The 13371-nt window shown below is 74.3% G+C and carries 11 protein-coding genes, 1 pseudogene and 1 riboswitch; of the genes and pseudogenes, 8 read left to right on the top strand and 4 right to left on the bottom strand.

All coding sequences use genetic code 11. The features are described from left to right. Nucleotides 1-71: 71 nt before the first annotated feature. The gene (locus tag ACIBTX_RS30865) at nucleotides 72-386 is read right to left on the bottom strand and encodes an SMR family transporter (protein WP_357122496.1); all 315 of its coding nucleotides are present in this window, start codon (nucleotides 384-386) and stop codon (nucleotides 72-74) included. Between the two features lie 33 nt (nucleotides 387-419). Further along, a riboswitch (guanidine-III (ykkC-III) riboswitch) is annotated at nucleotides 420-491 on the bottom strand. A gap of 92 nt (nucleotides 492-583) precedes the next feature. Here ACIBTX_RS30865 and ACIBTX_RS30860 point away from each other — a divergent pair. The 7 genes and pseudogenes from ACIBTX_RS30860 (at nucleotide 584) to ACIBTX_RS30830 (ending at nucleotide 7044) form a co-directional block, all read left to right on the top strand. After that, nucleotides 584-1507, top strand: a complete 924-nt coding sequence (locus ACIBTX_RS30860) for an ornithine cyclodeaminase family protein (RefSeq protein WP_357175167.1) — start codon at nucleotides 584-586, stop codon at nucleotides 1505-1507. 80 nt (nucleotides 1508-1587) lie between these two features. Further along, entirely contained in the window at nucleotides 1588-3096 is a 1509-nt protein-coding gene (rimO, locus tag ACIBTX_RS30855; protein WP_357122502.1) for a 30S ribosomal protein S12 methylthiotransferase RimO, read from the top strand. A 77-nt stretch (nucleotides 3097-3173) separates the two neighbouring features. Continuing rightward, nucleotides 3174-3767, top strand: coding sequence for a CDP-diacylglycerol--glycerol-3-phosphate 3-phosphatidyltransferase (gene pgsA / locus ACIBTX_RS30850; protein ID WP_357175170.1), 594 nt, complete (start codon nucleotides 3174-3176; stop codon nucleotides 3765-3767). Between the two features lie 137 nt (nucleotides 3768-3904). Beyond that, nucleotides 3905-4408, top strand: a pseudogene (locus ACIBTX_RS30845) (CinA family protein); the annotation flags it as partial. Between the two features lie 291 nt (nucleotides 4409-4699). Next, entirely contained in the window at nucleotides 4700-5158 is a 459-nt protein-coding gene (locus tag ACIBTX_RS30840) for a helix-turn-helix transcriptional regulator (protein ID WP_357122511.1), read from the top strand. Nucleotides 5159-5360: 202 nt separating this feature from the next. Further along, nucleotides 5361-6233, top strand: a complete 873-nt coding sequence (locus ACIBTX_RS30835; protein ID WP_357175175.1) for a PspA/IM30 family protein — start codon at nucleotides 5361-5363, stop codon at nucleotides 6231-6233. A gap of 25 nt (nucleotides 6234-6258) precedes the next feature. Then, the gene (locus ACIBTX_RS30830; protein ID WP_357122517.1) at nucleotides 6259-7044 is read left to right on the top strand and encodes a hypothetical protein; all 786 of its coding nucleotides are present in this window, start codon (nucleotides 6259-6261) and stop codon (nucleotides 7042-7044) included. A gap of 28 nt (nucleotides 7045-7072) precedes the next feature. Here the strand turns inward: ACIBTX_RS30830 and ACIBTX_RS30825 are convergent, their stop codons facing one another. Together ACIBTX_RS30825 and ACIBTX_RS30820 are read right to left on the bottom strand one after the other, a co-directional pair. Then, complete coding sequence (locus ACIBTX_RS30825; RefSeq protein WP_396833346.1) at nucleotides 7073-10726, bottom strand: hypothetical protein; 3654 nt, start codon at nucleotides 10724-10726, stop codon at nucleotides 7073-7075. A gap of 168 nt (nucleotides 10727-10894) precedes the next feature. Beyond that, nucleotides 10895-11704 carry a DNA-formamidopyrimidine glycosylase family protein gene (locus tag ACIBTX_RS30820; protein ID WP_357393729.1) on the bottom strand — a complete coding sequence of 270 codons (810 nt, stop codon included), beginning with the start codon at nucleotides 11702-11704 and terminating at the stop codon, nucleotides 10895-10897. A 109-nt stretch (nucleotides 11705-11813) separates the two neighbouring features. Here ACIBTX_RS30820 and ACIBTX_RS30815 point away from each other — a divergent pair, with 109 nt between their 5' ends. After that, nucleotides 11814-13082, top strand: coding sequence for a hypothetical protein (locus ACIBTX_RS30815; protein WP_396833345.1), 1269 nt, complete (start codon nucleotides 11814-11816; stop codon nucleotides 13080-13082). Between the two features lie 27 nt (nucleotides 13083-13109). On the opposite strand, the gene ACIBTX_RS30810 is transcribed toward ACIBTX_RS30815, so the two are convergent. Continuing rightward, nucleotides 13110-13352: a CPCC family cysteine-rich protein gene (locus ACIBTX_RS30810; RefSeq protein WP_039905669.1), complete on the bottom strand. Its 243-nt coding sequence runs from the start codon at nucleotides 13350-13352 to the stop codon at nucleotides 13110-13112. Between the last annotated feature and the right edge of the window lie 19 nt (nucleotides 13353-13371).

Genomic DNA, 13371 nt, shown 5'->3' with positions numbered 1-13371 from the left:
CGTCCTCCGGATGAGAGCCTGTCGTGACGAACCGATCACTACCCACTGTGGGCGCTCGCCACGCGTGATCGTCAATGGAAGATCTTCAGGCCGACCACGCCGGCGACCACCAGCAGCAGGCAGAAGACCCGGGGCAGGCTCACCGACTCGCCGAGCGCCACCATTCCGACCAGCGCCGTGCCCACCGCGCCGATACCGACCCAGACGGCGTAGCCGGTGCCGACCGGGATGTCGCGCAGCGCGTACGCCAGGCCGCCCATGCTCAGCGCCAGGGCCACCACGAACACCACCGAGGGGAGCAGCCGGCTGAAGCCGGCGCTGCGGTCCAGGGCGACGGCCCAGGCCGTCTCCAGCAGCCCGGAGATCACGAGTACGAGCCAGGCCATCGTTCACCTCACGAGGACGAGTCGGGTCAGTCTGCTGGGGCGTCTTGGCCTGACCGGGTACGCCCACCGCTCGTCCGGAGTGACCACCGCGTCCGGGGCCACCACGGCCGACGCTAGCACCGGCTGGCGGCCCCGGACGGTGACCCACGCCACCACGCATTGACCTCTACTTCGCTTCAACTTGCACTATGGCGGGCATGGCCCTGCTCTATGCCGACCCCGAGGTCGCCGCCGCCCTGGACGCCGCCACCACCGTCGACGCCATGCGGGCCGCCCTGGTGGCCGCGTACGAGGGGCGCCTGGTCGCCCCGCCCCGGGCCGCCGCCCCGCTCGGTGGCGGGCGGATGGTGCTCACCGCCGGGCACCTGGTCGGCGAGTGGTACGGCTACCGCTCGTACGACACGTTCGGCCACCCCCAGGGCGAGCAACTGGTCGTGTTGCACGACGCCGCCACCGGGGCGGTGCGGGCGGTCGCCGTCGGCGAGGAGCTGGGCTCCCGTCGCACCGGTGGACTGGGCGGCGTCGCGGTGGACGCGCTGGCCCGGCCGGACGCGACCACCCTCGGCGTGATCGGCTCCGGGCGGCAGGCCTGGACCCAGGTGTGGGCCGCCGCGGCCGTGCGCCCGCTGCGCGAGGTGGTGGTGCACAGCCGTTCGACCGCGCGCCGGGACGCCTTCGCCAGCCGGGTACGCGCCGAACTGGGCGTGCCGGCCCGCGCGGTCGCCGACCCCGGCGCGGCCGTCACCGGCCGGGACATCGTGGTGCTCGCCACCACGAGCCCCACGCCGGTGCTGCGCGCCGCCGACGTGAGCCCCGGCACGCACGTCAACACGGTCGGCTTCAAGCAGCACGACCGCAGCGAGTTCGGCACCGACCTGCTGGACGCCGCCGACCTGCTGGTCACCGACTCGCCGGCCCAGGCGGCGGACTACCAACCGCCGATGCTCGCGGCGCTGCCCGCGTACGCCGGACGGCTGCGGGACCTGGGCGGCATCCTGGCGGGCGCGGTTCCCGGCCGGACCACGGCGGACCAGGTCTCCGTCTTCTGCTGCACGGGCCTGGCCGGTACCGAGGTCTTCCTGCTCGACGCCCTGACCCGGGCGACCGCCGTGACCCGGTGACCGACGCCCGCACGTGGTGTGATCCCGCCGGCCGCCGTGCCCGCGTGCGCGGGCTACCGCGAGCGGCCCGGTACCCTCGGATGGTGTCTGCCACCTCTCCTTCCGCTTCCGACAACGCCGAGGGCCGTCGCGTCGCCCTGCTCACCCTGGGCTGCGCCCGTAACGAGGTCGACTCGGAGGAGTTGGCCGCCCGGCTGCACGCCGACGGCTGGCAGGTGAGCACCGACGGCGAGGGTGCCGACGTGGTGGTCGTGAACACCTGCGGCTTCGTGGAGAAGGCCAAGCAGGATTCCATCCAGACGCTGCTCGCCGCCGCCGGGACGGGCGCGAAGGTGGTGGCCGCCGGCTGCATGGCCGAGCGGTACGGCAAGGAGCTGGCCGACAGTCTGCCCGAGGCGCAGGCGGTGCTGAGCTTCGACGACTACCCGGACATCGCCGCCCGGCTCAACGCCGTGGTCGCCGGTGAACAGGTCACCGCGCACACCCCGCGGGACCGCCGGGAGCTGCTGCCCCTGACGCCGGTGAAGCGCCGCGACAGCGGGGTGTCCCTGCCCGGGCACGGCACCGTGGCGCGTGCCGCCGTCGAGACCGACGAGCACACCCCGGCGCACCTGCGTCAGGTGCTGCGCCGTCGACTCGACACCGGCCCGGTCGCGTCGTTGAAGCTCGCCAGTGGCTGTGACCGGCGCTGCGCGTTCTGTGCCATCCCGGCGTTCCGTGGGGCGTTCGTCTCGCGAACCCCGGACGAGCTGCTCGCCGAGGCGGAGTGGCTGGCCAAGACCGGCGTACGGGAGCTGGTGCTGGTCAGCGAGAACTCGACCTCGTACGGCAAGGACCTGGGCGACCCGCGCGCGCTGGAGAAGCTGCTGCCGCAGCTCGCCGCGGTGTCCGGCATCGTCCGGGTGCGGGTGAGCTATCTCCAGCCGGCCGAGACGCGGCCCGGGCTGGTCGAGGCGATCGCCGGTACCCCCGGGGTGGCCCCGTACTTCGACCTGTCGTTCCAGCACTCCAGCGAGCCCGTGCTGCGCCGGATGCGGCGTTTCGGCTCCACCGACCGGTTCCTGGAGCTGCTGGCCAGCGCCCGGGCGCTGGCTCCGGAGGCGGGCGCGCGGAGCAACTTCATCGTCGGCTTCCCCGGCGAGACCCGCGCCGACATCGACGAGCTGACCCGGTTCCTGACCGAGGCCCGGCTCGACGCGATCGGCATGTTCGACTACAGCGACGAGGACGGCACCGAGGCCGCCGGACTGCCCGGCAAGGTGTCCGCCGCGACCATCAAGCGGCGGTACGACCGGCTGAGCGCGCTCGCCGACGAGCTCTGCTCCCAGCGGGCCGAGGACCGGCTCGGCTCGACCGTCGAGGTGCTGGTCGACGCGATCGTGGACGGCGTGGTGGAGGGCCGGGCCGCGCACCAGGCGCCGGAGGTGGACGGATCGACCACCCTGGTCGCGCCGGTCGACGGCGGGGTCGACCTGAGCGCACTGCGCCCGGGTGACCTGGTGCGGGCCACGGTGACCGGCACCGAAGGGGTGGATCTGCTCGCGGTGCCGGATGAGATGATCTCGGCGGCGCCCGGCGCGGCACGGTGACGGCGGGTCCGGACGGAGCGGGGGAGCCAGGTGGTGCGGTGTCGGGAACGCCACGGCGGCCCGAGCGGAGCGAGACGGTGACCGGGGCGACGGAGTCGACGCCGGCCCGGGTGGTCGCGCGGGTGCCCGTGCTCAACGCCGCCAACGCGCTGACCGCCCTGCGGCTGGTGCTGGTGCCGGTCTTCGCCGCCTCGGTGATCGTGTCGGGGATGACCCACGCCGGCTGGCGGATGGCCGCCTGCCTGATCTTCGCGGTGGCCTCGGCGACCGACCTGGTGGACGGTTGGATCGCCCGCCGGTTCGGGCTGGTCACCTCGGTCGGCAAGGTGGCCGACCCGATCGCCGACAAGGCGCTCACCGGCGCGGCTCTGGTGCTGCTCTCCTGGTACGACCGGCTGCCCTGGTGGGTGACGGCGCTGATCCTGGTCCGCGAGCTGGGCATCACCGGGCTGCGGTTCTGGGTGATCCGGCACGGGGTGATCGCGGCCAGCCGTGGCGGCAAGATCAAGACCGCGCTGCAGATCCTGGCCATCGCCTGGTACCTCTGGCCGATGCCGGCCGCCCTCGCCGCCGTCGGCCCCTGGATCATGGTTGCCGCCGTCCTGGTCACGGTGGCAACCGGTTTCGACTACATCCTCCAGGCCCTCCGCCTCCGCCGCCCCCACCCCTAACCCGCCCCGCGCCCGTCGCCCCGGCGCGTGATCATGACGTTGTTGCGGTTCGGGCCGGCGTGTCGAGGCGATAACTTCATGATCCACGGGGTCCGGCCGGGAGGGTTGGGGGTTGGCGGGTGGGGAAGGACGGGATCATGCAGCGGGACGAGAACGCGACGGGGAGCGCGGCGGCGGCTGTCGTGCACAGCCTTTCGCAGCGGCACGAGACCCTCGCCACCGTCGAATCGCTCACCGGCGGGCTGCTGGCCGCGTCGATCGTGGAGATCGCCGGGGTCAGCCGGATCTACCGGGGCGGGCTGGTCGTCTACGCCACCGAACTGAAGGCCACGCTCGCCGACGTGCCGTCCGACCTGCTGGCCGAGCGCGGACCCGTCGACCCCGACGTGGCGGCGGCGCTCGCCGAGGGTGGTCGGCGGCGCTGCGGGGCGGACTGGGGGCTCGCCACCACCGGGGTCGCCGGCCCGGAGCCGCAGGACGGCAAGCCCGTCGGCCTGGTCTACGTCGCGGTCGCCGGCCCGACCGGCCTCGAGGTCCGCGAACTCGACCTCGACGGGGGGCGGGACCACGTACGCTCGGCCGCCGTGATCGAGGCGTTGCGGCTGCTCGCCGAACACATCCACGCCGCCGACGAGGCCGCCATCGAGGGCCTGGAGACAACGGACGTGGCCGCCCCCGCTGGCGAGAAGACGGCCGCCGGGGTCGCTGGGAACGGCTCGGGAGCGGCCGCCGAAAGCGTCCGGGACGGTCTGGGCGCGGCCGGCGCGGGGCGTCCGTGAGCCGTCCCGCCAGGATCCGACGGGCGGGGTGGGATGTCGCCGGGGCGCGCAGCGGGTACGGTTGCGGGAAGGCTCCGACGCTCGGAGCCGGCGCGGTCCGCCGCGGCCGGCTGCCCGACGCCGGGCGTGAGGTATCCCTCAGGGGGAGGTGCGATGGTCCTGCTACGCCGGGTGATCGGTGACGCACTGCGGGCGCGCCGGCAGGGACAGCAGCGCACACTGCGTGAGGTGTCCACCGCCGCCAACGTCAGCCTCGGTTACCTCTCCGAGATCGAGCGGGGGCACAAGGAGCCGTCCAGCGAGCTGCTGGCCGCGATCTGTGACGCGCTCGGCGCCCGCCTTTCCGAACTTCTCCGCGAGGTGAGCGACACCGTGGCGCTCGCCGAGCAGATGCCCGCCGGGGTGCTCGTCGGCATGCAGGACGAGCCGGCCGAGGCCGCGCCCGTCGCGCCGGCCGCCGTGCGCAAGGCCGCCAACCGGGGCGTCCGCCAGGTCACCTCCGACGGCAAGGTCGCGGTGTCGGTCCGGCAGGATTCCCCGCTGCGGGCGACGCTGCGCAGCACCCGGGTCCGGCCCACCGAGCGCGACCGGGACGTGGTCTGCGCCGCCTGAGCACCGTGCGTCCGTTGCCCATGGGCGAGGTGGCCCCGGCCGCGTAGGGTTGCCCGCAGGAGCCGACGGTGCCCGTCGTGCGCCCGGTACGGATGCCGCGCTGGCGTTCGGCTGGGACGATGGAGACCGGCCGGGTCGCGGTCGGTCGGCGCAATCCGGCCCGACCGCGGTGCAGCGACGCTACTGAGGGGATACCGCGGAGATGGCGAACCCGTTCGTCAAGGGCTGGAACTACCTGATGGCGCTCTTCGGCGCGAAGATCGACGAGCACGCCGACCCGAAGGTGCAGATCCAGCAGGCCATCGAGGATGCCCAGCGGCAGCACCAGGCGCTGGTCCAGCAGGCGGCCGCCGTCATCGGCAACCAGCGTCAGCTGGAGATGAAGCTGTCCCGGCAGATGTCCGAGGTCGAGCGGCTCCAGGGCAACGCCCGGCAGGCCCTGGTGCTGTCCGACCAGGCCCGCGCCAAGGGCGACGAGGCCGAAGCGGTGCGGTTCGAGCAGTCCGCGCAGGCCCTGGCCACCCAGCTGGTCTCCGCCGAGCAGGCCACCGAGGACCTGAAGACCCTGCACGACCAGGCGCTCGGCGCGGCCGCGCAGGCCCGCCGCGCCGTCGAGAACAACTCGATGATCCTCCAGCAGAAGCTCGCCGAGCGCACCAAGCTGCTCAGCCAGCTGGAGCAGGCCAAGATGCAGGAGACCGTGGCCCGCTCGTTGGAGTCGATGTCGTCGCTCACCGCACCCACCAACACCCCCTCCCTGGACGAGGTGCGGGACCGGATCGAGCGGCGGTACGCCAACGCCATGGGCCGCGCCGAACTGGCCGGCAACTCCGTCGAGGGTCGGATGCTGGAGATCCAGAAGGCGACCATCGACTCGGCGGGCTCGGCCCGGCTGGAGCAGATCCGTTCCAGCATGGCGGGGGAGCAACTCGGCGGCACGGCGCAGCGCCCGGCGGTCCCACAGGGCGAGCAGGCGGGCCCGGGCAGCGACCCGGCCGCCGCCGCCCGGCTGGACGAGCTGCGCGCGAGCATGGCCCGCGAGCGGGGCACCGGCGACCCGACCGCCGCCGGCTGAACGACCGGTCCGAGGGGGTCTTTCGGTGGCAGACGAGCGGACACGCTACTTCCGTCAACTGGGTCGGCTGCGCCGGTCCGCCCGGCGGTGGAGCGTACTGGCCGGTGGGCTCGGCGGGGCCACGGCGGTGCTGACGCCGTACGCCGGGCTCGGTCTGCCGGATGCGGTCTGGGCCGGCGCCGCGGGCAGCGCGCTGGCGTTGGCCGCCTGGCGCTGGATCGACCTGCGGGCGCTGGCCGCCCGGCCCGCGCCCCCGGCGCTGGACCCGGCCGAGGCCGCCGCCCGGTCCCGGGCCCGGCTGGTGGCCGCCGTGGAGCGACTGCCGGTCGGCTCGGGCGTGCTGGCCGAGGTACGCCGGGTGCGCGGCCGGGTCGCGCTGCGTGGCACCACCGCCGGCCAGCAGTGGGCGCGACTGGACCGTGCCTCGCTCACCCTGGCGGGGATGGCGCCCCGGCTCACCGGGCTGGCCGAGCCGGCCGTGCTGGAGGCCGCTGCCGCCGACCGGTCGCTGCGGGAACTCGCCAACCGGGTGGCCAGCGTCGAACGGGCCCTGCGGCTCGCGCCGACCGACGCCCGGACGCCGCTGGCCGACGCGCACGCCGCGTTGACCGCCCAGTTGGAGAGCGGGGTGGCGGCATACGAGCGGTTGGTGGTCGCCGCCGCCGGCTACCTCGCCGAGGACGCCCGCCCGGAGCCCACCCACCCGGCCGCCGACCGGCTCACCGAGGCCACCGACCTCCTGCACGGCGTGGCCTCGGCCCTGGCCGAGCTGCGCGCCGGCGGCGCCGGCCTGCGCGCGCCCACCCGCTGAGCCGCACCCCACGCGCCGCGCCCGCCCGTCACGGTGGCGTCGTGACCGGGATCGGACCGCTGTACGGCGAGCTGCCCACCACGTTGAACGACCGGATCCGGTAGTGGTAGGTCACGCCCCGGGCCAGACCCGTGTTGGTGAAGCCGCGACCGGTCACCGTGAAGGTCGCCACCTCGTGCGCGAACGTCGGGTCCAGCGCCCGCTGCACGATGAACCCGGAGCCCGGGCCGACGGGGGTGTTCGCCGTCCAGACCAGCACCACCGTGGCGGTGTCCGGGCCCGGCGCGCTCGCGGTGGCGTTCACCTCGCCGGGGGTGCTCGGCGCGGGCGGAGTGCTCGCCGCGGCCACCGTCGACCACGCCGAGGCGGCGCCCAGGTACGTGGTGCGGACCCGGTAGTAGTACGTGGTGTCCGGCGCGGCCGTGGTGTCCAGGTGGTTGTCGCCGACCCCGATCGCGGTGGTGCCCGGCCCGCTGGTGAAGGTCGGGTTGGTGGCCCGCTGTACGTCGATGCCGGTGGCGAAGGAGCGGTTCGTCCAGCGCAGCGCCACCCGCAGCGGCGCGGCGGGTGGGATCGCCGCGATCAGGCCGCCCGGCGCGGCGAGGTGCACCGAGGCGGGCACGCTGTTCGACCAGGACGAGTAGCTCACCTCGTTCTCCGCCCGGATCCGGTAGTGGTACGTGACGCCGGGGGTGACCGTCGCGTCGATGTAGCGGGTCGCGGTGGCCGCGACGGTGATCGTGGTGACGTCGCCGCCGAAGGACCCGTCGGTGGCCCGTTGCAGCAGGTGACTCGTCGCGGGCGGGCGACCGCCGTTGCCGGTCCAGGTCAGGGCGATCGCCGGTAGGGCGGTGGCCGAGCCGGGCACGGGTGTGGCGGTGAGTCCGGTGGGCGCCCGCGGCGTCACCCGCAGCACCAACGGTCGGCTCATCCCCAGGTCGCGATGGCCGGCGAGCTGGCTGTGCCAGCGGTACTCCCAACCCAGGTTGACCATCTGGTTGACGACCACGGCCGGTCGCCCGTCGGTCGGGCTGACCGGCGTCGACCCGGTCCGCGCGCCGGCCGGACGTCCGGGGTCGAGCAGCCGCACGCTGTCGCCCAGCTTGAACGGCAGGGCCGGGGCCACCGGACGCAGCGCCACCACCACGTCCTCGCGGGGGTTGACCCGGACGATCTGCTTCCAGCCCAGCTCCGCCGGGTGCGGGGGGCGCTGCGTGCCGTCCCAGCCCACCCGGTTGACGATCTGCACGTCGCAGCCGCCGAAGCGCAGCGGCTCGGTCTGCCGTACGTTGCCGCTGATCCGCCAGAGCTGCGTGCCGTCGGTCGGGGCGCCCACCGGTATGGCCGGGTCGGCCGCGAACAGCACCTCGGTCACCGGATCGGTCGACCCGAGCGGCAGGGTCGCCGGGGCGAGCGGCCCGATGTGCGGATGACCGACCCCGAGACGCCCGGCCAGCCGGCCGTGACCGGGCTCGAAGACCTGCTGCGCGGCCTTGACCTCGATCGGCAGCGTCACCGGACCGGTGCCCGCGAGCGGCGTGAACGTCACCGTGTCGGCGTGCGCGGAGACGACCGTCTCGGCCGTGGTCCGGCTGCCGAACGCCGGGTCGTACGCCGGCTGCGGCACGATCGGCGGGCGCTGGCTGGCCGCGTACGCCGCCGGCAGCCGCTCCCGCAGCCGGTCCACGTCGTACGGCCCGTCGGGCGTGCCGGCCACCCGGAACTGCAGCAGGGTACGGGTGTTCGGGCCGTACCCCGGTTCGGTGGGCGGCGGACCGCCCCCGGCCGTGCGGTCCGGCGCGTCGGTGTGCTGGTCGTAGCGCTCATCGAAGCCGGGCAGCGGCGCCGGGGCGTCGTTGTAGAGGATCAGCGTGCTGCCCGGTTCCACGCTGGAGAAGTCGACGAGCACGTCGGCTGCCTCACCCGGGGCGAGCAGGAGCGTGTGCCCGTCGACGTTCAGCACGGTCGGGTCGAGCCGGTCGTAGCGGTAGCCGATCGGCCGGTTCGGCAGCACCACCGGGGCGGGCAGCAGCCCGGCCTCGTTGCCGATCTGGACGAACTCCGGGCCGGCGGCGCGCGGGTCGGGCACACCGCCGTCACGCCCGTCGCTCGGCCAACCGGCCGGCCGGTCCGCCGACCGCACGGCGGGCACCATCGGCACCTCGCCGGCGTCCGCGTCGGCCAGGCTGCCGTCGTCGGCCCACATCGACGCGTCCGAGCAGGCCCGGTAGAGCTGGAGGTTGAGGCTGCGGTCCAGGCAGGCGTTGAGGATGCGCAGGCGGTACACCGTGGGGCGTACCCGCAGGTACGGGTACGCGACACCGTTGACCAGCGGGGTATCCCCGTACGCCGCGGGCACCGCCGACGGGTGCGGCACCCCGGGGCGCAGCGGTGGTTCGGCGTCACCGCCGACGGGGTCGTGGTGCGGGTTCGGCACCGGCCCCGGACCGGTCAGCGGCGGCTCGCCCGCGATCCGTTCGGCCATCGGCCAACCGTCCACGGTGGGTCCGCTGTCGTCCCGACCGCCGTCCGGCGCCGGACGGCGCGACCAGGGGCCGTAGTCCCACCGACCGGTGGGGTTGCGTCCGCCGGACCGGTACGGGTTCTGCCGGGGCTGGTAGACGTGGGGGTACCACAGGCTGCCGCGAGCCCCCCAGCGTTCCCGGTCCCAGGTCGGATCCTCGGCGGCCAGCTGGGTGTCGTCCGGCACGAACGTCTTGTCCTCGATCACCAGGAGCACCTGCTCGGCCGGCAGCACCCCCTCGGCGACGAGTTCGTCCTCGACCGGGTCGGTGAGCAGGTACGGCGCGAGTTGCCCACCGTAGACGGTGAGCCGGGCCAGCCCGAGGGTGTTGTCGTGGAACGACAGCAGCCGGCCGCTCTGCTCGTTGGGGAAGTAGAGCGTGGTGGCGCCGGAGCCGGGCGCCGGCATGTCCGGCACGGGCGTGAGGCCGGTCCCCGTCGGGTACGGGGTGATCTCCCCGGCCGGGGTGATCCAGTGTCCCGGGTTGCCCGCGCTGGTCCACCCGGTCTGCGCCCCGGCCAGGTGCAGCACCGCCCGGTTCTGCGGGTACGGCGCCGGGCCGTCCAGCGGCCCGAGACCGGCACCCTCGACCGTCTCGTCGACCGGCAGGAACAACTCGCCGGCCCGGCCGGTGGGAAGCTGGTTGATGAACTTCACCCGGACCGGTCGGCCGCGCCGAGCGCGGATCATCGGGCCGAGGTGCCAGGGCCGCTCCGGTGGCGCCACCGTGTTGTGGCCCGACGGGTCGGTGCCCAGGTTGAGCTGTCGGTAGCCGCGCAGCCGGGTGACCGGCAGATCCCGGTGCAGGCGTTGCGCGTACTCCTGGAGCCCGATCTCGTAGTAGTCGCAGCCCGGGTAGCTGATCGTGTCGGGCACCGCCACCGGCAGCGCCTGCTCGCCGGGTACGGGCAGCGCGTCGACGAACTTGCGCAGGCCCGTGCCCGGCACCGGCCGGCCATCGGGGTCACGCGTCGGGCGGGGACTGTACGCGACGTTCGGCACCGTTCCGAAGCAGCGTGGCTCGGCGGACGGATCCAGACTCGCCGTGGGCGCGGCCTCCTCGGCGGTACGCGCCGTGGGAACGGACGCCGTCCGACCGAGGCCGTCAGGGGCGGTCCGGTAGAAGAAGGTGGAGCGGAGTCTGCGGAAGATCGCCATGACTCTCCCCGGGGTCGGGGCACGAGGAAGAACACCACCCCGGCGTGGCGGCCCTCGGCACTCTGCTGACAGGCGGTGAGCACCCAACCGCAGCATGCGACGTCGAGGGGTCGGTTAGGAATTACCCAATCGTCCGTATCTGGGATGACCTCGATCCACAACGCCCGGTCAGCCCGGTGGCGGGCTTCCCGGCCGCTCGGGCTGGCACACCGGGCACCAGTAGGTGACGCGCTCGCCCAGCTCCTCCTTGCTGATGGCGGTGCCGCAGCGGCGGCACGGCTGGGCGCGGCGGCCGTACACGTAGCTGGTCTGCCCCCGGTGCAGCGAGCCGGTGGTGCTCTGCGTCCAGCGCCCACGGTTGGCGGCCAGCAGCCGCTGCGCGAGGGCGACCATACCCGGCAGATCGGGCACCGCGCCGACGGGCGTCCACGGCGACACGCCCCGCAGGAACAGCACCTCGCACTTGTAGAGGTTGCCCACCCCGGCCAGGTTGCGCTGGTCGAGCAGCGCCTCGCCGATGGTCTGCTCGGGATGTGCGGCGAGGCGCTGGGTCGCCTCGGCCGGGTCCCAGTCCACGCCGAGCAGGTCCGGCCCGAGGTGGCCCACCAGGGCGTCCTCCTCGACGGTGGGCACCAGGGTCAGCTCGTGCAGGTGGTAGCCCACCGCCACCGCGCCGGGGCTGCGCAGCACCACCCGGATCAGGTGCGCGGGCCGGCCGCTCCACCGTTCGCCCGGCGCGTACGCCCGCCAGGCGCCGTCCATCCGCAGGTGGGAGTGCAGCGTCCACGGCGCGTCGTCCGGGGCGGAGAGGCGGAGCAGCAGGTGCTTGCCCCGGCTGGCCGACTCGCGGACGGTCCAGCCGGTGAGGTCGGTGGTGGCCAGCCGGGGCACCCGGAAGTCGGAGCCGGACAGCCGCGCGCCGGCCAGCGCGCGGTGCAGCACGCGGGCGGTATTCCAGACGGTGTCACCTTCGGGCACGCTGCCATCCTCCCTCTTTCGAGCATGATTCGCATGTGTCGCTATTTGTAGCCAGGTTCCTCATGATCTCCGGACATGCGATGGTCAGGAGGTTCTGAGGAGAATGCCCATGAGACGACCTCATTGTCTTATCCGACCCTCCACGCTCGCCGCCATCCTCGCTCTCGCGCTCATCGCAGCCCTGGTGCCCGTCACCAGCGCCGCCCGGACCACCGTCCCCGCGACCGCCGGATCGCTCACCCTGACCGCCGCCGCACCGGCCGGGGAACGGTGGAGCGCCGACCTGTCGGTCGTCGACCGGGACGATGTCAACGTCCGCCGTACCGCCGCCGGACTGCGGCTGCGCGAGGCCCGCGCGGGCGGACGCAGCCCTCGCAGCCCGCACAGCGCGCTCGCCGAAGGCATGCTCCTCAGCGCCCCACGCACCCTCGCCCGCCCGGCTACCCGGGTCCGCGCCGAGATCGACGCGGACGTCCCCGCCGGCGCGAGCGCGGAGGCGCAGGTCCGCGGATGGCGGCTCAACGGCTGGACCGAGTGGCGGGCCGCGACCGCCGGCGCGACCTTCGACCGCCCGGTCAGCCGCGTACAGACCCGGGTGGTGCTGACCGCGCGGGCCGGCGGGGCCACCGCGACGGTACGCGCCGTCCAGCTCACCGCCGACGCGACCGCCGCCGTCTCCGCCGCCACACCCGGCCTCACCTACCGGGTGTACGCCACCCGGATCGGACTGGTCGGCGAACTGACCGCCAACGGCCGCACCGTACAGCCGCGCGACCACTTCGTGGCCCTACCGTCGCGCCGGGGCCTCTCGCCACTCAACAGCGGCGACTACACCGTGCGGGTCTGCACCACGACGGGCGCGCGCTGCGAGTACGCGCCGGTCTGGGACGTCGGGCCCTGGAACACCCGGGACGACTACTGGAACCCGTCCGCCGTACGCGAGAACTGGAAGAACCTGCCGCAGGGTCGGCCCGAGGCGCAGGCCGCCTACCAGTCCGGCTACAACGGTGGGCGCGACCAGTTTGGGCGTACCGTGCTCAACCCGGCCGGCATCGACCTGGCCGACGGCACCTTCTGGGACGGTCTGCAGCTCACCACCAACGCCTGGGTGGACGTCGCGTACCTGTGGACCGGCGGCGGTCCGCGCGCCGTGGTGGGCGACGGCCCGCTCAACATCCGCAGCGGGCCCGGCACGTCGTACGCGATCCGTGGCCTCGCCGCGCGGTTCGCCAACGTGCCGGTCCAGTGCTACGTCACCGGCCAGTCGGTCGCCGGCCCGTACCGCACCACCACCAGGTGGAACCGCCTGGCCACCGGGCAGTACGTCAGCCACGCGCACGTCGCCACCGTCTACGGCGGTACCGTACCGGTCTGCTGAGACGACCTCGCTTCGGCGGGCGCCGCGTCAGGGGCGCTCGTCGGGGCGGGCGGGACGCACCATGTCCTGGTAACGCGGGTGGCTGGCCCCGTAGACGGCGTAGTTGAGCCGGGCGTGCGACAGGCTCAGGTCGCCGTTGGCGCCGCCCCGCACCGCGTCCGCGTCGGCGTCGCTCTGGCCGTCGTCCGTCCAGAAGCAGACCGGGCAGGTCCCGCCGCCGGTCCGGGAGGCACAACAGGGACAGCCCACGGGAACTACGTGTTCACCCACCGGTTCACCCACCGGGGCA

This window comes from Micromonospora sp. NPDC049359 (assembly GCF_044466585.1).
GTDB lineage: Bacteria > Actinomycetota > Actinomycetes > Mycobacteriales > Micromonosporaceae > Micromonospora.
The sequence above is the reverse complement of the archived record's forward strand: the minus strand, read 5'-3'. Positions and strand labels throughout refer to the sequence as shown.